Origin of the sequence: Edaphobacter sp. 12200R-103, assembly GCF_010093025.1 — a bacterium.
GTDB lineage: Bacteria > Acidobacteriota > Terriglobia > Terriglobales > Acidobacteriaceae > Edaphobacter.
Genome location: NZ_CP048114.1, coordinates 2,515,113 through 2,534,586 on the forward strand (window position 1 = coordinate 2,515,113; position 19,474 = coordinate 2,534,586).

The window sequence follows — 19,474 nt, forward strand, 5'->3', positions numbered from 1 at the left end:
GCATCTGAACTCGAAGGTCGAGCGCCCTTGTCAGGAGGTGAAGGCGTTTCAGCGCATTCACCTCGCAGCGGGGCAAACCCATGCCATCGAACTTGAAGTGCCCATACCGAGCCTCGCTTACTGGAATACGGCTGCGCGCCGGTTTATCGTGGAGGCGGACCGGATCCAGGTTCGGGTAGGCGGCTCCAGCGATTCGCTGCCGCTCCAAGCAGACGCGGTTGTCTCCGATCGGTAACGCTTCACGATGGAAGCACCGGCATTTCGCAAAATAGAGCCTGCAACCCGGAGGATAGTTTGAGATCTCGCTTTTTCTTCACGATGGTCGTCATCAGTGCTGTCTCCATTCCTGCGCAGGAGACATCTGCACCACAGCCCTGGATGAATCCTCGACTGTCCCCAGATCAGCGGGCCGATCTGGTCGTCCACCAGCTCACACTGCCGGAGAAGATTCAGCTAGTGCACGGAATAGGATGGGGACCCCTGAGGCCCGGCGACCCGGTTCCTCCTGACAACAATGGAGGTGCCGGTGAGGTGCAGGGCATTCCACGTCTCGGCATCCCCTCCCTGCAACAAGCTGACTCGGCTGTCGGCGTCAGAATGGCAGCCGCGCAGAGCCGGTATGCCACACTGCTGCCAAGTGTGCTCGGCGCCGCAGCGAGTTGGGATGTCAAGGCGGCGCACCTCTACGGAGATATCATCGGCCGCGAACTCCGTGCGCAGGGTTACAACCAGTCGATCGGCGGGGGCGTCAATCTGGCTCGCGATCCACGCAATGGCCGTCTCTTTGAATACCCCGGTGAAGATCCGTTGCTAGCAGGGGTCACCGTCGGTCACGTCATCCAGGGCATACAGGCAAATAAAGTGATGGCCGACATCAAGCATTATGCGTTCAACGATCAGGAGACGGGCCGCACAGTCGTTGATGTGCATATATCCAGGAAGTCTGCGCACGAAAGCGACCTCCTCGCCTTCGAGCTGGGTATACGCATCGGGCAACCGTCAAGCGTCATGTGCTCCTACAACAAGGTCGAGGGTGACTGGTCCTGCGAAAACAAGTGGCTGCTGAATGACGTGCTCAAGGGCGAGTGGAAGTTTCCCGGCTTCGTTGTCTCTGACTGGGAGGCCACTCACTCCACGACGAAGGCGGCACTCGCCGGTCTCGATATGGAGATGCCTGGATCACAGTTCTTCGGTACTCCTCTAGAAGACGCCGTGCGTAACGGCAAGGTACCTCAGGCGCGGTTGGACGACATGGTGCACCGATTATTGCGATCCATGTTTGCCGCCGGTGTCATTGACGATCCATCCCTTCCGCGAAAGGTTGTCGATCCCTTCCGGGGAAGGGATGACGCACAGCAAATCGAGGAAGAAAGCATCGTTCTGCTCAAGAACAACCGCGGCGCTCTACCGCTGGTTGCAAATAGATTGCAACGCGTCGTGGTCATCGGCGCCCATGCTGATGTAGGTGTAATCTCGGGGGGCGGCTCCGCACAAGTCGACGCACCGGGTGGCAACGCAATCTCACCCGATAAGCCTACGAAGTGGGGCGAGGCTGTCTACTTCCCGTCTTCTCCTCTACGTTACATTCGCGAGCATGCGCCCAACGCTCAAGTCAGCTTCGATGCGGGCACAGACCCAGCCATGGCGGCGCAGGCGGCCAGGGGCGCGGATGCCGTACTCATCTTCGCCGATCAGTATATGAGCGAAGGCGGAGACGCGCCTACCCTAGCGCTACCGGGGAATCAGAACGCATTGATCGCCGCGGTCGCAAAAGCAAATCCGCACACCTTGGTGATTCTGGAAACAGGCAATCCCGTGTCAATGCCTTGGATTGATGACGTACAAGGGGTGTTGGAGGCGTGGTATCCGGGGATCGGCGGGGGACAGGCCATCGCCAACGTACTCTTTGGCTCTGTGGATCCGTCCGGCAAATTGCCAATCACCTTTCCGCGTAGCGAAAAAGATCTACCACATCCCCGGATTTTCGGCATGACCTACAAAACCCCCGCAAACGGTGGGCTACCTGAGCATTGGGTATCGGAAGAGAAAACCGCTAGCTTCCCGGCCGATTACACCGAGGGTGTTCGCTTCGGCTACAAATGGTTCGAATCCGAGCAGAAGCAACCCCTTTTTCCGTTTGGATTCGGGCTTAGTTACACGCACTTCACTTATGACGATCTTCAGATTGACAGCGACAAAAAGCAGGTTCATTTCCGCGTACGGAACGATGGACAACGGTCCGGGACCGAGGTCGCGCAGGCATATGTACAACTGCCTCCCTCCTCAGGGGAAAAGTTCATGCGGCTTGCCGGGTGGGGAAGGGTCACACTTGCACCGGGCGCTTCACACCAAGTCACGGTACAACTTGAGCCTCTTGCACTTGCCTCATGGAATGAGCCTGCGGAAAAATGGGATTGGACACACGGCGACTACACGGTAAAGGTAGGACGGTCCTCCGCAGACATCGCTTTGAGTGGGCATCTCAGGATGCAATGAAGTTCCAGACCAAGTCTTCACCTCGTGCAACATGCGCAGCACCTCTCGAAGGAGATATCAATGAGTTCAGGCTATCTGTCCCGTCGATCGATGGTAAAGCAGAGCTGTCTTGCCGCGGCTGCTACGGCGTCGCCGCTCGCCGCACTTCTCCGCGCACAGACTGGGATCGCTAGTGGCAACCAGATCATGAGCGGTAAATACCTCCCGACATGGGAGTCGCTGAAGCAATGGCAAATGCCTGAGTGGTTTCGGGATGCAAAGTTCGGCATATGGGCTCATTGGAGCGCGCAATGTGTACCCGAACAGGGCGATTGGTACGCTCGTAACATGTACATCCAGGGGAGCCCGCAATACGAGTATCACTGCAGAACCTACGGGCACCCCACGAAGGTCGGATTCAAGGAAATTGATCACCTATGGAAGGCCGAACGATGGCAGCCCGAACAGTTGATGGATCTATATATCAAGACGGGAGCAAAGTACTTTTATGCCCTCGGCTGTCATCACGACAATCTTGACTGCTTCGATTCCACCTATCACCAGTGGAACACTACCCGGGTCGGACCTGGGAAAGATATCGTCGGGACCTGGGAGAAGCTGGCTCGTCAGCGTGGTTTGCGCTTTGGCATCTCCAATCACTCTTCGCATGCGTGGCATTGGTTCCAGCCGGCATACGGCTACGATCCGGAAGGTGCCTTCGCGGGTCGGCGCTACGATGCTTACACACTGACCAAGGGTGACGGCCGCGGTACATGGTGGGAAGGACTCGACCCACAGGAGCTCTACACCGGCCGTAACATCGTCATGCCGGATGGTATCCAGACCGTGGCGAACGCAAATGCGTGGCACGCCAGCGGCGATGGCAAGTGGCACGAGGAGCCGCCGCCTGCGAACCCTGCCTTCACCCGGAACTGGTTTCTGCGCTGCAAGGAGATGATCGACAAATACAAGCCGGACATGTTGTATTTCGATGACACAGAGCTACCACTCGGCCAGGCGGGCCTCGACATTGTTGCGCACTACTACAACGCAAATATGAGTTGGCACAACGGACACGAAGAGGCCGTCGTGGCAGCAAAGGAGTACACGCCTGCGCACATGGGTGCCACCATGCTGGACATCGAACGAGGTCGAGCCCAGGGAATTCTGGAAGCCCCGTGGCAAACCGATACTTGTATCGGCGATTGGCACTACCGCCGCTCCCTGTTTGAGGAGCACGCTTACAAACGTCCGAGCACGGTCGCGCAGATGCTGATCGACATCGTTAGTAAGAATGGCAACCTGATGCTCAACATTCCCGTGAGAGGAGATGGCTCCATCGATGAGGATGAGCACGAATTCCTACGCGATTTCGGTGCCTGGATGGCTGTTCATGGTGAGGCCATCTACGGGACGCGACCGTTTACGATCTATGGCGAAGGCCCTCCTGACGTGATAGGTTCACATAATTTCAACGAACTGAGATCAAGGCCATACACCGCAGAAGACATCCGGTTTACCTGTAAGGGAGATCAGCTTTATGCCTTCGCACTCGGCTGGCCATCGGATGGGGTGTTGCGTGTAAAGAGTCTCCACAAAGGCAACTCGGTTTTGCCTCAACCTATTGGCGCCATTGAGATGCTTGGATATAAGGGGCTGCTGAACTTTAAGCAGGACGCAGCATCGCTCGAAATCCGATTTCCTGCACGCAACCCGGAGGCCCTCGACGTTTATGCGTTGAAGATCCTTAGGTGAAGTACCCAAAATATAAGCTTAAACGCCAAGCCCCTTCACTTACTCCGAAGGCTTTCTCAATGCGGAGCGCCATATCCCCGGAAAAGATCAGCCTTGCCGTTGAGCAGGCTGGACAACCTACGTGCAATGCCGGCTCGTGCGCGAGGATTTGCCGCTAAGAACGCCCCGACGGGGCAGCGGCAAATCAGAACCAATATCTAAAGAGATAAATTAGATATTGAACTTCCTGCGCCCGTCTCCGCTGCTTTTGACGCTTTGGCCCTGGTAACGTCCACTTCCGGTTGAGGCAACTCCCATCCCGCCATGCCTTGTAACACGCGGTCGTCGTGCTTGATGGTGTTCACATGCCCATAGTGTTCCTCGATCATGTGGACGGAGGTTCCCATCTGTTCGGCAAGGAAATACACGTCCACACCTTCCTGCAATCGCAGCGTGGCGTAAGTATGCCGGAAGCAATACATCGAGCGCGGAACGCCCTGCGTTCCGCGCAAATTCGCTTCGTTCAGAAGATCGGCAATCAGTGAGTTGTAAAGAGTCTTTGCGGGCTTGCCCGTGATGTTGGTAAAGACTCTATCCTCTGGTTGCGTTGCTTTGGAGATGGCGCGGATGCGTTCCAGATAATCTCCAACACTCTTGGGCGCAACAAGCTTGCGCGATTTGCCCTTGCCTTGCACGAATAGGACGACAATCTCTCGTCCCTCGCGGTCTTTTGCGGGCATGATGCGCGCCAGCGGAGATTCTTCATCTCCGCTGGCCTCATGCCTGTATTGCAGGAGATCAGGATCATGTTGTAGGTGACGGTCCGATACCAGACGCTCGAAGGCTTATCGGTTTCACCAATCCACTTGCGGCCTACAGTCTGGAGCTTACGGTACTCTTCCAGCGTGAACTCATCCCGCCGCATCGTCTTGAGCTTTGGGCGCTCATCGAAGCGCTGGCTTGCGGAAACGTACCGTTTCTTGATGGCGTAATTCATCACCGCGCCGAAGATCGACATCTCAAAGCGGATGGTGGAATCGCTGATAAAGGGAATCGTTCTTTCTTCGGAAGGCTTGACCTCAATCGGTTTCAAAACTCGGATGCCCAAGGTCTGTTGAACCTTGGTGCGGCGCTCGGCTTCGTTATCCGCGAAGGTTTGGGCCATCTCTTCGCTGACCTCCCGAACGCCGTTGCGCTTGTTGCGCCCCGCGCCGTTCACCCGACGCCACGCTGGATAGCCGCCCCAAAGCTCATCCCCGATAAGGTGAACCTGCGTGGAACCGACATATCGGTCTAAAGCGCCTTCGATGATGGCGCGAACCTGAGCGCAGTCTCTCGCAGTCTTGTCGCGAGAAGCGGAGTCGAAGGATCTGCGGTCTGCCGGCCTCAACCACCATCCAACCGCAGATCCTTCGACTTCGCGCTGACGCGCTCCGCTCAGGATGACGTATCCGGGTATTTTGCGCGACGGCGATGGCATTTAAGACAGAGACACCCTAGTTCACGAAGCGACGCATCCTGACGTTCATTACAATTCCCAGCGCGAGGAAGGTGAACAGGATGGACGATCCGCCGTAGCTCATTAGCGGAAGCGGAATGCCCGTGACCGGCATCAGTCCGACCACCATACCAATGTTGACAAAGATTTGAAACAGGATGACCGCAACGGTCCCCATGATGATGTACGTACCGGGAAGATCGGCCGCCGTCTGGGCGTTCTGGATCAGGCGCATCAGGATGAGGAAGTAGAGCAGCAGGACCCCCATGGCTCCGACAAAACCGTGTTCCTCGCAGAAAGCAGCAAAGATAAAGTCCGTGTAGGGAATGGGAAGGAAGTCGCCCTGGGTCTGAGTTCCCTTGTTGGCGCCTTTGCCCCAAATCCCCCCGGAGCCGACGGCGATCAGAGATTGCCGGATCTGGTATCCCGAGCCCCTGGGATCGGAGTCCGGATCGAGAAAGGCGTTGATACGGGCCTGCTGGTAGGGCTTGAGGCGCTTCCCGCTCTTCCAGGCGATTCCTCCCAAAAGGACGACCATCAGGGCGATAACCCCAATCTGCTTCGGACGGATTCCTCCTAGAAACAGCCCTGAAACAAGGATGGGGAAGTAGGTCAGGGAGGTTCCCAGGTCAGGTTGGGTCAAAACGAGCCCCATGGGGACGCAGATGAGGGCGACTGCCTTTCCGATGTCGCGCCAAGACAGCTCCTTGCCGGCAAGATTCCAGAAATAACGGGCAGCGACGATGATGAGGACCAGCTTGACCCACTCAGAGGGCTGAAAGTGAATTCCTCCTCCGAGATTGATCCAGCGGCGCGCGCCAAGGACTTTCTGACCGGCAACTTTGACCGCAAGCAGGGAGAGGATACTAATTCCATAGGCCCAGGGAGCGATGTCGAGCAGCCGATGGTAGTCGATCATCGAGATCAGGAACATCAGCACCAGACCAATGGCAAGAAAGCCGATCTGCTTGTGGTCAAAGCCGTGGAATTTGGTGTGCACCGTCGCGGACTTGATCTCGAGCACGCTGATCACCGACAGCACGACTACGAATCCGAGCAGGACCCAGTCAAAATCGCGATAAGAGGAGAGACGAAACATCTTCAGAGTGTTGTATCAGTGTAGTTTGAGTTGAACGCGGTCGAAATGTTTAGTTGCTTTGCGGCGCTCCCTCGGGGGAGGCTGGTTCGCCATTCTGGCCGGGGGTAGCGACACCAGATGGAGCAGGTGGAGCAGCCTGGGCGATGCGGAGATTATTTTCCCTACGGCGCTGCTTGGTGACGTAGGCATTGATGATCTGGGCGCCGAGCTTGGCGGAGTTTGCTCCCCAGTCGCCGTTCTCCCACAGAACAGCGACGACAATGTCCGGATTCCGACGCGGGGCCATTCCCACAAACCACGCGTTCGGAACGGTCTTGTGGCCGCCACCGCTGCGCGCGAGGGCTGCATGGCTCATCACCTGCGCCGTACCGGTCTTGCCGGCAAAGTCGATTCCCTCCAGGTGCGAGGCCGCGGCGGTCCCGGTGACGGTTGTTGCGGCCATCGCATCGGTGATGATCTGCCAGTTCTCCGAAGTCATGGGGACCGTCTTCTCTCCCGAGCCTGGGAAGGTCTCATGGATAGCCTCAAGCTGATCGGGTGGAACCTCATCGGGAAAGACAAGATGCGGACGATGCAGAATGCCGCCTGAGGCGATGCCCCCGATGGCCCTGGCAAGCTGGAGAGGCGTCGCGGCAACGGCTCCCTGGCCGATGCCGACGGAGATCACCTCGCCGGCGTACCACTTCTCGTGAAAGGTCTTCATCTTCCAGGCAGTTGAGGGCATCGTGCCAGCCGCCTCGTCGGGCAGATCCACCCCCGTTCTCTCACCGAAGCCAAGTGCATCCGCGTACTTCGCGATGGTGTCGATCCCAAGCTTGTTGGCCAGCGTGTAATAGAAGACGTCACACGACCACGGGATCGCATGATCGATGTCGACCATCCCGTGGCGCTTGTCGCAGGCGAAGAAATGACCGTAGAAGGTGGCCCCGCCGTTGCACATGACGCGCAGGTTCTGGGCCTCGTTCTCCTCAAGCCCGGCGTAGGACATGATGATCTTGAAGGTCGATCCGGGAGCGAGCTGCGCCTGGATCGCCTTATCCAGCAGAGGATGGTCGGGGTTGTTGAGAATCTCGTTCCAGTAGCTTCGGCTGAGCCGGACGGAGAATTCGTTGGGATCGAAGGTGGGCCGGGAGACCAGCGCCAGAATCTCACCCGTATGCGGGTCCAGCGCGATGGCGGCGCCGGTTTTGCCCTCCATCGCCTTCTCGGCTGCCATCTGGACGTCGAGGTCAATGGTCAGGCGAATATCCTTGCCGGGGATGGCCATCGTCTCGCCCATCTGCCCGATCTCTTTTCCGTGAGAGTTGACGATGACATCGCGGCTTCCATCGACGCCTCGCAGAAGAGCGTCGTACGTGGCCTCGACGCCGGACTTTCCGACGACGTCGCCGGGCTGGTAGAAGGCGTACTTCTCCTTATTAAGGTCTTCTTCGGAAATCTCGCCCACGTAGCCGATCAGGTGTGCGGCGAAGCCACCGCGCGGATAGACCCTGCGCTGCTCCTCAAGGGTCTCAAGCTCTGGAAGCTCGTTACGGTGGGCCTCGATAAATGCCTGTTCGTCGGGAGTGATGTCCTGCTTGAGCGGAATGGGCTGATACTTCGGCGCCGATTGAAAACGCTTGACCGCCGCCTGGATCTGCTCGACTGTGAGGTGAAGTCCCGCGGCGATCATGGGAAGATCAGCATTCAGGTCTTTTATCTGTTCGCGCAAAAGATAGCAGGAGACGGACGGATAGTTGTCGACCAGAAGGCGTCCCTCGCGGTCGAAGAGCCTTCCCCGAGGCGCCATGACTGGAACCTTGCGGATGCGGTTGGCCTGGGCCAGCGCGCGGAAGTTGTCGGCGCTGACGACCTCAAGCCGCCACAGACCGATGGAGAGGACGAGCAGGACCGCGGCCACGATGTACTGGGCGATATGCAGTTTGGCCACCGGCAGCTTCTCTGCCTTTCCCGCGGCCAGCTCGGTTTGCGGATTCAGTTCCATATCTCTCCAGGGTATGAGACTTTGACGAACACGACGGTCACTCCGCTCGCTTGGTCCTGTCCAGCAAAAGGAAGACAGGGATAGCGATGAATGCGTTCGCCAGGGCGCGCAGAAGCTCCTGCCCCCAGTACAGGTGGAGCTGCGTAAGCCCCAGCAGCCTGCGGTCGATCAGAAAGAGAATCAGGCTGCTGAGGATCGAAAAGACAAAGTTCATCAGAAAACGGGTGGTGAGATTGTCGACATCCACCTGAATTCCGATGCTGGCCGCAATATAACCGATGACCGACTTCGCCATGCCATTGACCCCGATGGGACGGGCGGTCAGTGCATCCTGCAGCAACCCGATCGCGGCTCCTGTGATGGTTCCGACCGCGGGGCTGCGCCGAGAGACGGCAAAGAAGATCACCACGATGAGCGGAAGGTCCAGCATGGAAAAGCGCCAGTAAAGTTTGGACAGCAGGACCTGGAGGACGACAGCGGCCACGGGAACCAACAGGGCCACCACAGGGGAGAAGCTGTGCTCCTCGATCTCTCGGCGGGATGTATAGCTGAGGCTGGGCATAGAGATCAGTTGTCAGGACCGGGGTCCGCCGGCTTGGGGCGGAGCTCCGTTTCCCCCGGCGCAGTTGGAGCCGCACTGGAATTCTGTTCGCGGCTGGGTTGAGCTGAAGGTGTCGGAGCTGCCGGGTAGGTCGTCTCCTGATTTTCTGCTCCCGGCTTCAGAGAAGAGGCCGGAGGCGTCGCTCCGGGGGTGTAACGGTCGGGATGGAGCGTGGGAACCGGTTTCGGGACGGGAAGATTGACGGTCGCAGGAGTAACCGGGGCGGTGCCGTCCGCCGGCTTCTGGTCTTCATGAAGGCTGGGCAGTTTTTCGGCGATGATCTGTGCTGCCGACTGGGCAGCAGCCTCCTCGGCCGCCTCTTCTGCAGCGGCCTTTTCCTCTTCCATCTGCTTCGCTGTGGCCGCACCTTTAGCCAGGTCCTTCTGGGCCAGAGAAGGAAGCTGGTCCTGGGTTCCGGTGATCACGAGAACCTCCTCGAGCTGGAAGAGGTTAGCAGACGGCTTGATGGCGATCAGGGTGTAGGGCTGGTGGTCGGGATCGGGCGTGATGGACTCAATTGTTCCAACGTTGAGCCCGCGCGGGTAGATCTGGTCGCCACCCGAGGTCAACACCCTCTCCCCCGGCTTGATGCGGGAGTCCGGGGTCAGATTATTGATCACGACGTGGCCTTCCTGACTGCCGTGCAGGATTCCCCGGATGCGGGTGGAGGCCAGCAAAACACCGGCGCCAGAGCTGAGATCGTTAATCAGCAGAACCTGGGAGGTATGCGACATCGTCTCCCGGATCTTGCCGACGATGCCATCGGGCGTGATAACGGCCTGGTCCACCTTCAACCCATCCTCACTGCCTTTATCAATGTAGAGAATACGGGATTGATCGGTGCCGCTGGTGCCGATGACCTGGGCCGCCACGGTGGAGGTTACATAATGACGCTGGAAGTTCAACAGGGTCTGAAGGCGCTGCCCCTGCAGAGCATCCTGCGCCAATTCTGCCTGTTCCAGACGGAGGCGGGCCACCTCGTCTTTCAGCTCCCGGTTCTGCTGACGGGTATTGCGAAGGTCGATGTAGTTGGACCAGGCATAGCGGATGTTGAAACCGACTCCATGAAAGAGTTTTTCCACAGGTGCGATCGCTCCGACAACCCAGGTGCGAAGCAGAGTAACCTTCTTCCCTTCCGGCGCGCCGCCGTCGGGAGCCTGGCGTACCTGGATGGCCAGACCGATGGTCTGCGCCAACAGCACAATCACCAGGACCAGCACATTTTTGAATCGTGTGAAGAAGGACTCCATGGATTTCTTAATTATCCCGCGAGTGTCGATCCCGTGCAGACTCCGGGGTATAGCGCTTTTGGGTCACAAGCCCAGATTGGAAGCGATCAGAAGAGAGTTGAGGCAAACCGGACCAGCCCCTCGCGCCAGAGGATATAGCTGTGCGTTCCCTCAGGCTCCTCGAGCTGGACCTTCTGTCCTTTTTTGCTGAGCCAGGCGGCCAGGCGGCGATTGCTCTCCAGCAGTTCATCATCCTTGCCGCAGACCATCCAAACAGGTCTGGCAGAGGGGCTAAAGTGTAACAGGTCGACGTCGAACTTCAGATCTTTCAATGCGGAGCTCTCACCGCCAACCCATCCGAAGCGTTCCGGATGGCCCAGCCCGATCATCATGCTCTCCAGCCCGCCCATGGACGCCCCCAGGATAGCGGTTCCCTCAGGATCTTTGCGAACGTTATACGTCGACGAGACCTGAGGCATGACTTCGTTGAGCAGAGCCTTTTCAAACAGCCGCAGATTCCGCTTCACCGCAGCCGGATCGTTCCATAGGTCGTAGTCGTCGGCAAAATGCATCTCGCCGTATCCCAGCGGCATGACGACGATCATGGGCCGGGCTTTCTTCTGAGCGATCAGGTTGTCGAGGATCAGGTTGGCCTGGCCGAAGCGGTTCCAACTGTCCGGACGATCTCCCCAGACGTGCAGCAGATAGAGGACAGGATAGGGCTTCGCTTTCGGGTCGTATCCGGGTGGGGTATAGACGACGAAGCTGCTGCGGTTCCCCGGCAGACCGACGACGTATTTTGTGACGTACTCGTGCGTGGTCACGGCACCGCGAGGAGCACTTGCCTGCTCCCAGGGCTCCGGTGGACGTCCCGGGATCAGCAGAAGATCGTTTCCGTAGCGCCTCGAGGAGCTCTGAGGATCGTGCACGGTCTGAGGCTTGCCGTCGAGGGCGAAACGATAACCGTAGATCTCTGGGCGCAGAGGTCCAGTGGTAACGCTCCATATGCCATTTGGCTCTTTATGCATCGGAATGCGGGCAGCGCGATTTTCAAGGACCAGCTCTACACTTCTGGCTGCAGGCGCGAAGTAGCGAAAGGTGACAGTATGGTCAGCGTGAATCTCGGTCGATCGAAAACTGGGCGCGGGCTGCGCGGGCACTGGACGGCTGAGAAAAAGTCCCAGGATGACCAGGACCCAGGTGCGGAATGCCTTGCATACCTTGTTGGAACGGCAGGTCATCAACGACAAGTGTAGCGGATGTCGCCTGTAATCCTGAATGTGCAGCGCATAATAGATGGGATGCCATTTCGCTCCGGTTTCGTCTCTATCATCGGCCGCCCCAATGCGGGCAAATCAACTCTGCTGAATGCGCTGCTTGGCCAGAAGCTAGCCATCGTTACCCATAAGCCGCAGACGACGCGCACGCGCATTCATGGGGTGCTGGAGGCGCCGCTGCGCAAGAAGAGCCGCACCGATCCGGGCCGGCCGGCGTCACAGGTTGTGCTGGTCGATACCCCCGGCATCCATAAAGCAGCCACACACCTGGACCGACGCATGATGCAGGAGGTGCAGGATGCACTGGAGTCGCGCGACCTGGTGCTGTTCCTGGTGGACTCGACACATCGGCTTCCGCGCGAGGAAAACGACCGAGAGGATAAGTCGCCGGGAGCGGCAAAACGGAAGCTCTCCGCGGCCGAGGACGAGTTTGCCTTGTCCTTTGTGAAGACGCTTACCTGTCCCGTGATCCTAGTGCTGAACAAGATCGATGCGGTTCCAAAGGCCGATCTGCTGCCGCTGATCGCGCACTGGAGCTCACTCCATAACTTCGCGGCGGTCATTCCGATCTCAGCCCGAAAAAAACAAGGTTTAGATCTTCTGCTGGACCAGGTCGTGGCGAAGCTGCCGGAGGGCAGGCGTTATTTCCCGAAGCATCAGCTGACCGATCAGCCGGAGCGGTTTCTTGTCGCTGAGATCATTCGCGAAAAGATTCTGCTGCTGACGGGGGAGGAGGTTCCTTACGCCACGGCGGTCGTCGTCGAAAAGTTTGAAGAACCCGCCTCAATGAGGAAGATGAAGGATGGCAAGCTGCCGGTCACAAAGATCGCCGCGGCGATCTTCTGCGAGCGCGCCGGACAGAAGGCAATCCTGATCGGCAAGGGCGGCGAGATGCTGAAGCGCATCGGCACGACTGCGCGCAAAGAGATCGAATCGCTGCTGGGCACGCGGGTCTTCCTGGAGCTGTTCGTCAAGGTGCAGGAAGACTGGAGAAGCTCCAGCAGCTTTGTTGAGGACCTCGACTGGCGGCGGCAGTTGGAAGAGATCGCCATGAAGCAGCCCAAGGAGTAAGGGACTGTCATCCAACTCACCGTCTGCTTGCATTTGATTTACGGAATATCTCTAAAGGTGTCATTTCGGCCGAAGCCTCTCACCGTTTTAGCGTGAGAGGCGCAGTGGAGAAATCTGCTTCTCCACCGGAGCCAGGAGGAGTCCCGGGAGAACAGCAGATTCCTCCACTCCGCTGCGCTACGGTCGGAATGACACCTTCAAAAAGAACGGATGTTCCATGACCAGTCGGATGACTCATCCGAGGAATGCGCGGTGCGACTTGACGCCCCTCCGGGGAGTTCATATCCTCCTCGCATCTATAGAATTGCGAGACTACGGCTCGGAGATTGCGGTTCCGGCGTTAGCGATAACGGAATGCAGGACCAGCCCGCATTAGGACAGAACAACGGAGAAAGGTGGAGACGGTTGCGCGATAACAATTCCGGCTGGGAGATGAATCGCAGAAAATTTGTGAAGTTTGCGGCACAGGCGACCGCGGCTGCGGCGCTGCCGGTCGTTGCAAGGGCTGAAACGGCGACGAAGTACAAACCATTCACGCTCGGCCTGCTGATCAAACCGTTTCCCAATCCTGAAGAGAAGATCGCGCTGGTGCGCCGGCTCGGCCTCTCCACGTGCTTCCTCTCCGTGGACGACTACATCGGCAAGTTCACGCCGGATTTGGTGCGCAGGATGCGCGACTCCCTCGACAAGCACCAGGTCATTGCGACGACCGCTGAGGTGGTGCGCCCGGAGCCGCTGAAATGGAACTTCCTCGATGGCCCCTCGACGATCGGCATCGTTCCGCCGAAGTATCGCGCTGCACGCATCGACGCGCTCAAGCAGACCTCGGACTTTGCAAAGCAGCTCGGAATCGACAAGATTCAGACGCACTGCGGCTTTATGCCGGAGAATCCGCGAGACCCGCTCTATCCGGAAACCGTTGCGGCGATTAAAGAGCTGACACTGCACTGCGCCGGGAACGGACAGAGCTTCCTTATGGAGACCGGCCAGGAGACCCCTACGACCATGTTGCGGGTGATTAAGGACGTCAATCATCCTGCTCTGGGTGTGGGCCTCGATACGGCCAACCTGATTCTGTACGGCAAGGCAAACCCTGTCGATGCGATCAAGATCCTTGGGCCGTACATCCGCGCCATGCATGCGAAGGATGGCAAGTGGCCCACGAATCCCATGGAACTGGGCCAGGAGGTCGTGATCGGGAAGGGTGAGGTCGACTTCGCCGCAGTCTTCAGCGGTCTGAAAGCTGTGGGCTATCAGGGTGCCGTCACCATCGAGCGCGAGACCTCAGGACCGCAGCAGATTGAGGATGTCCGCGAGGAGAAGATGTACCTCGAACGGATTCTCGCCCAACAAAAGATCTCGTAGACAAAAGCCATATAAAAAGGAAATCGCGAATGGATCGACGGAAGTTTGTGCAGGGAGCTGCTACCGCATACGGATTGATGATCGTAAAACCGGAGACTGCATTCGGATATGCGGCCAATTCGCGGGTTCGCTGGGGATTGCTGGGATGCGGCCGGAGAGGAACCTCTGTCGCAACCTCGTTTGCGAAGAATGCGGGCGTGGAGATCGTCGCGCTGGCCGACATCTTCCCGGACCAGCTCGCAACCGCGAAGACGCACTTCGATGCTGTGAATGCATCGCTCAATCTTCCGTCCATCGACAAACAGCGCATGTTTCGCGGGCACGAGGCTTCCCACGCCATCGCAGCCTGCAAGGACGTCGATGCCGTGCAGATCTCGACGCCACCGTTCTTTCATATCGAGCACCTCGATACCGTTACGGCCGCAGGCAAGCATGCGTATTGCGAGAAGCCGACGGGAGTCGATGTTCCGCAGACCCGTCGCGCTCTTGATATCGCCCGCCGCGAGAACGGCAAGGTAAGCATGGCTGTCGGATTCCAGATTCGCTCCGCACCGCCGTTCGTGGAGCTTACGCGACGGATTCATTCCGGTCAGATAGGAGATATCGCGCAGATCGCAGCGTTCTACAACGCTCCCCCTGCGGTCATGGTCGACAAGGGAGCGCCTTCGTCCGATGAGTATCGCCTTCGCAACTGGCTGCTGTACCGGAACCTCTCGGGCGACATTCTGCTGGAGCAGAACATTCACGTCATCGATGTCTGCAACTGGGTGATGAAGACGCATCCGGTGTCCGCGTTTGCGAAGAGCAGCCGCAAGGTCGTCAAGAACCCGGGCAATACGTCCGACAACTACGAGGTGATCTTCACCTATCCGGACGGTGTGGAGCTGAGCTTCTCATCGACGCAGTTCAACAAGAACAACTTCTTCGATGTTTCCGAACGCTTCTTCGGTTCCGAAGGACTTGCCGATGCCCCTTACAGCGGAGCCCTCCAGATACGCGGCACGCAGCCGTGGGTGTGGAGCTCCGGCAACGGCGTCAGCACAGGGCAGTTTGCTGCGAACGGATCGTTCAGCGACAATCTGGCGGAAGCCGACTCCATGAAGGACCAGGACTTCGTACAGAGCATCGTATCGGGCAAGCTGCAGAATCAGATCGCAGCAGGAGTCGACACTGCCCGCAGCTGCATGATGGCACGTAAATCCGCAGAGACGGGGCGCAGCGTCACGTGGCAGGAGATCGAGGCCGACACGGAGGCCTATTCGCTCGGAATGGATCTGAAGCAGTTCACTTAGTGATCTTCTGATCCGTCATTCTTCGCATTGCTCAGAATGACGAGGTATCAGCGACGACACCGGAGCGAGAGCAGCTCTGTGGCTATTCCTTCATGTTTACGCCGAGAGCCTTCATCTTGCGATAGAGATGGCTGCGTTCCAGCCCAAGGCCTTCGGCTGCGCGACTGACGTTGCCGTGGACTTCGTCCAGCTTTTTGAGGATGAACTCGCGCTCGTACGCTTCGCGCGCTTCAACGAGGGTTGAGAACTCGTCAGTCTTCGTGTTGATCCTGCCGGACTCCGTCAACTTGGGGCCACGATAGACCAGCATCGGCAGATGCTTCTTTTCGATGCGATGCACCTTGGGATTGAGGATGAGGACTCGCTCGACAAGGTTGCGAAGCTCCCGAACGTTGCCGGGCCAGTGATATTGGCGCAGAGCATTCAGCGCCTCTTCGGTCATCTCCAGCCGGGGGCGGCCATAGCGCGGCCCGAACTCGTCGAGGAACTCCTTCACAAGCAGCGGGATGTCTTCTTTGCGATCGCGCAAAGGAGGCACGTAGAACGGAATAACATTCAGGCGATAGAAGAGGTCCTCACGGAAGTTGCCGCGGGCGATCTCTTCTTCAAGGTCCTTGTTGGTGGCAGCGATCACACGCACATCGACGTGAACCGGGTGAGATGCGCCCACGGGAAGGAATCGCTGCTCATCGAGAGCGCGAAGCACCTTGGCCTGCGTCTTGAGGCTCATGTCGCCGACCTCGTCGAGAAACAGCGTGCCGCCGTCGGCGCGCTCGAAGGTGCCGCGTTTCTCCGGAGGCCCGCCGGGCACGGCGCCGTGACGGTAGCCGAAGAGTTCGCTCTCGATATAGTCCTCGGGGATGGCGGCGCAGTTGAGTTCGATGAAGGGACGATCCTTACGCAAGCTGGCTGCGTGCATGGCTCTTCCGATCAGCTCTTTTCCGGTGCCGCTCTCGCCGAAGATCAACACGCGTCCGTTGGTCGGGGCCATCAATTGAATCTGCTGCCGCAGGGCCTTCATGGCGACGCTCTGTCCGGTCACGTTGCCCTTTGCAGAGAGTTGCCGCGCAAACTCGGCGTTGTCAGCGCGCATCTGGCGGGCACGCATGGCGTTGCCGATCACAATCAGCGTGCGCTCGAGCGACAGAGGCTTTTCAAGGAAGTCGTAGGCGCCAAGCTTGGTGGCCCGCACGGCGGCTTCGATGGTTCCATGTCCGCTGACAATGACGACCTCGGGAACACCGGGGCTTTCCATCCTGCGAATCTCGCCCAGCGTCTCCAGGCCGTCACGGTCCGGCAGCCAGATGTCGAGCAGGACGACGTCGTAGTCGGCATCGCGAATCAGCTCCAGCGCCTCACTCGCGGTCGCGCAAGTAGTCACCAGGTATCCTTCCTCGCGAAGAATACCTTCGAGCGATTCGCGAATCTCTGCCTCGTCATCGACGATCAGTACATGGTTCACGCCGTAACACCTCCATCTCCGCTTACCACGGCTGCCGTCTCCGATTCGCCATCCTGGCCGATGGCAGGGCGCAGCTCAATGATGAACTTCGCTCCTGCGGGAACATTCTTTTCGGCCCGGATGGTCCCCTGATGCTCCTGAACGATCTTTGCCGCGATCGCAAGGCCGAGGCCGGTGCCCCGCTCCTTGGTGGAGAAATATGGGAGAAACAGCCTTTCGCGCATCTCGTCGGTCAGCCCTGAGCCTGTATCGGCGACAGTCAGCTCGACCATGCCGTTTTCGAGCAGACCGGTCGAAATCCGCAGCTCGCGCAGCAGGCTGGACTGCATCGCCTCGGCGGCGTTATCGATCAGGTTGCCGAGCGCACGCTTGAGGGCCTCGGGATCTGCCATCACCAGCGGAAGTCCCCTCGCCATCCGCTGAATCACTGTAATCGTCTGCATCCGTCCGGCAAACATCGCCAGCGAGTTTTCGACGATGGTGTTGAGGTCGGCAGGGCGGGGTTTGGCGGTTGGAAACTCCGCCAGCGCAGAGAACTGATCAACGAGCGACCGCATACTTTCAACCGAGCCGGAGATGACCTCGCTGCAGCGGCGAATGACCTGCGGCGACGGCGATTCAATCTGGTGGAAGCGCAGCGTCTCTGAGAGGCGATCGATGTGACGTCGAATTTGTTCTGCGCTCAGGCCGATGGGAGTCAGCGGATTCTTGATCTCGTGGGCGACGCGACGCGCAACCTCTTTCCATGCCGATTGCTTCTGCGCATGCAGCAGTTCGGTCGCATCTTCAATCACCAGTACGTAGCCGCGATGTTCGCGCCTTGGCCGTTCCTTGATGGCGGCCGTCTCCAGTAGAGCCACGGTAATCAGAAGATTGAGGGTGCCGCTCAATCCCTCCGAGTGAGGCGCCGCCAGCTCGATCTCGCTTGACGCCGTGCCCATGCGGTGACTGCGGCGAATCAGCCGATCAAGAAGTTCGACCAGATCAGCGGGAAATACCTCTTTGATAGCCAGGCCGAGAAACGGCCTCTGTCCTCCCGGATCGATCAGTTCACTGAGAGCACGATTTGTCAGCAGTATCCTGCGATCGGAGTCGAGCATTGCGACCCCGTTGGGGATCGTCTCGAGCATGGTTTCCAGTTCGCCGCGACGGGCCTCCAGCGCTGCATTGGCCGCGCTCAACTGCACGGTAGATTCCTCTACCGCCCGGCGGCTACCTTCAAGATCGGCGGCCATGAGATTGAAGCTGCGAACCAGTTCGCCAAGCTCCTGCGTGGCGCTCTCCTGGACGCGGCGAGCGTAATCGCCGGCAGCGATGGCGGCCATCGCATCGGCCAGGGCCTCTACCGGTTTGGTGACCTGTTTTGAAAGATGCAGCGCGAGCCAGCTGGAGGAGAACAGCGCGAGGCACGTCATCATCAGCAGCAGGAGCATGTAAAGATTGCGAAGCTGGCGCCGGCTGCGGAAGAGCGTCCAGTAAGTATCGGCCGCTGAACGAAGCGTCGACATTGTGTCCGCAAGACCATGGGGCATGGGCAGCCCAACCACGACCATCACGCTATCCCGCGCCGTCGCCGTGCCGAGGGCATAATCTGTATCGCCCACGCTGAAGACGGGCGTGTCGCTGCGCCGCGCAGTGGCGAAGATAGCTCCGTTTCGCGAGATGCCTCCGTTGGAGGAGACAATTTCGCCGCCTTTCTTCTGGCTATTATCCGAAGCGGACTCAGGCGCCCAGGGTTTTACCCGCACGACGGCACTGCCTTCCGGGACTTGGAAAGATGCGATCAGCTGCTGATCGCGATAGACAGCGACAAATCCGCTCTGCAGCGTAATCTCATGGCGGCGCAGCACGCCCTGCACCTCAGCGCTGTAGGCCGCTAGTGGCGCGGCGGTCACATCAGGAAGCGTGGTTGCGATCGATTCGGCCTCTGCACGCGCATTGGCTGTGGTGTACCGGGCCAGTTCGAAGGCCATGTTCGTGCTGGCGTCACGCATCTCCGTCACTGGCTGCGAAAACCAGCGCTCAACGGCGCGATTCAACAGCAGATAACTGAAGGCGAACATGAAGGAGATGGGCAGCAGGCTGACGAGGACTGCCCCCCATAGCATGCGGGTGCGCAGCCTGGTTCCCATCACATTGCTGCGCTGATCCGCATATAACTTCAACACGTTACGGACCAGCATGATCAACACTGCGACAAACAGCAGGAAGGCGACGATGGACAGTCCCGTGTAGATGAAGATCTGTCCGGTCGTCTCCGGATCGAGGAAGCGCTTGTTGAACGCATTGAGAGCTGCCAGGGCCGCAAACAGCACAAGCAGGCAGGTTCCCAGCGCGATGCTCAGTACCTTCCGCCTGCTATCGTTCATCGAAGACCTCCGCGGGGC

The 19,474-nt window shown here is 58.7% G+C and carries 15 protein-coding genes; 6 read left to right on the top strand and 9 right to left on the bottom strand.

The genetic code is table 11. From position 1 onward, the window contains the following. Nucleotides 1-37: 37 nt before the first annotated feature. The 3 genes from GWR55_RS19580 to GWR55_RS10455 are packed head-to-tail and all read left to right on the top strand — an operon-like array spanning nt 38 to nt 4,230. Nucleotides 38-235, top strand: coding sequence for a fibronectin type III-like domain-contianing protein (locus GWR55_RS19580; protein ID WP_162402213.1), 198 nt, complete (start codon nt 38-40; stop codon nt 233-235). A 59-nt stretch (nt 236-294) separates the two neighbouring features. Further along, a complete protein-coding gene (locus tag GWR55_RS10450) occupies nt 295-2,496 on the top strand; it encodes a glycoside hydrolase family 3 C-terminal domain-containing protein (RefSeq protein WP_238398335.1) in 2,202 nt (733 codons plus the stop codon). 60 nt (nt 2,497-2,556) lie between these two features. After that, nucleotides 2,557-4,230, top strand: coding sequence for an alpha-L-fucosidase (locus tag GWR55_RS10455; RefSeq protein ID WP_162402214.1), 1,674 nt, complete (start codon nt 2,557-2,559; stop codon nt 4,228-4,230). A gap of 197 nt (nt 4,231-4,427) precedes the next feature. On the opposite strand, the gene GWR55_RS19295 is transcribed toward GWR55_RS10455, so the two are convergent. From GWR55_RS19295 to GWR55_RS10490, 7 genes are all read right to left on the bottom strand, one after another. Further along, nucleotides 4,428-4,643 carry a hypothetical protein gene (locus GWR55_RS19295; RefSeq protein WP_238398336.1) on the bottom strand — a complete coding sequence of 72 codons (216 nt, stop codon included), beginning with the start codon at nt 4,641-4,643 and terminating at the stop codon, nt 4,428-4,430. 104 nt (nt 4,644-4,747) lie between these two features. After that, the gene (locus GWR55_RS19300) at nt 4,748-5,689 is read right to left on the bottom strand and encodes a hypothetical protein (RefSeq protein WP_238398337.1); all 942 of its coding nucleotides are present in this window, start codon (nt 5,687-5,689) and stop codon (nt 4,748-4,750) included. 16 nt (nt 5,690-5,705) lie between these two features. Then, a complete protein-coding gene (rodA, locus tag GWR55_RS10470) occupies nt 5,706-6,806 on the bottom strand; it encodes a rod shape-determining protein RodA (protein ID WP_162402216.1) in 1,101 nt (366 codons plus the stop codon). Between the two features lie 49 nt (nt 6,807-6,855). Further along, the gene (gene mrdA, locus GWR55_RS10475; RefSeq protein WP_162402217.1) at nt 6,856-8,790 is read right to left on the bottom strand and encodes a penicillin-binding protein 2; all 1,935 of its coding nucleotides are present in this window, start codon (nt 8,788-8,790) and stop codon (nt 6,856-6,858) included. A 37-nt stretch (nt 8,791-8,827) separates the two neighbouring features. Beyond that, nucleotides 8,828-9,352, bottom strand: coding sequence for a rod shape-determining protein MreD (gene mreD / locus GWR55_RS10480; RefSeq protein ID WP_162402218.1), 525 nt, complete (start codon nt 9,350-9,352; stop codon nt 8,828-8,830). Nucleotides 9,353-9,357: 5 nt separating this feature from the next. Continuing rightward, the gene (gene mreC / locus GWR55_RS10485) at nt 9,358-10,641 is read right to left on the bottom strand and encodes a rod shape-determining protein MreC (RefSeq protein ID WP_162402219.1); all 1,284 of its coding nucleotides are present in this window, start codon (nt 10,639-10,641) and stop codon (nt 9,358-9,360) included. An 86-nt stretch (nt 10,642-10,727) separates the two neighbouring features. Next, nucleotides 10,728-11,861, bottom strand: coding sequence for an alpha/beta hydrolase-fold protein (locus tag GWR55_RS10490; RefSeq protein WP_162402220.1), 1,134 nt, complete (start codon nt 11,859-11,861; stop codon nt 10,728-10,730). Nucleotides 11,862-11,921: 60 nt separating this feature from the next. On the opposite strand from GWR55_RS10490, the gene era reads away from it, so the two are divergent. From era to GWR55_RS10505, 3 genes are all read left to right on the top strand, one after another. After that, on the top strand, nt 11,922-12,968 hold the full coding sequence (gene era / locus GWR55_RS10495) for a GTPase Era (protein ID WP_162402221.1): 1,047 nt from the start codon (nt 11,922-11,924) through the stop codon (nt 12,966-12,968). A gap of 432 nt (nt 12,969-13,400) precedes the next feature. Beyond that, nucleotides 13,401-14,333 (top strand): sugar phosphate isomerase/epimerase, encoded by a 933-nt coding sequence (locus GWR55_RS10500; protein WP_162402222.1) that lies wholly within the window; start codon nt 13,401-13,403, stop codon nt 14,331-14,333. A gap of 29 nt (nt 14,334-14,362) precedes the next feature. Then, entirely contained in the window at nt 14,363-15,625 is a 1,263-nt protein-coding gene (locus GWR55_RS10505; protein WP_162402223.1) for a Gfo/Idh/MocA family protein, read from the top strand. An 82-nt stretch (nt 15,626-15,707) separates the two neighbouring features. Here GWR55_RS10505 and GWR55_RS10510 read toward each other — a convergent pair whose 3' ends face one another. Both GWR55_RS10510 and GWR55_RS10515 read right to left on the bottom strand, forming a co-directional pair. Then, nucleotides 15,708-17,087, bottom strand: a complete 1,380-nt coding sequence (locus tag GWR55_RS10510; RefSeq protein WP_162402224.1) for a sigma-54 dependent transcriptional regulator — start codon at nt 17,085-17,087, stop codon at nt 15,708-15,710. Beyond that, complete coding sequence (locus tag GWR55_RS10515; protein ID WP_162402225.1) at nt 17,084-19,456, bottom strand: PAS domain-containing sensor histidine kinase; 2,373 nt, start codon at nt 19,454-19,456, stop codon at nt 17,084-17,086. Before GWR55_RS10515 ends, GWR55_RS10510 begins: the two co-directional genes overlap by 4 nt. Between the last annotated feature and the right edge of the window lie 18 nt (nt 19,457-19,474).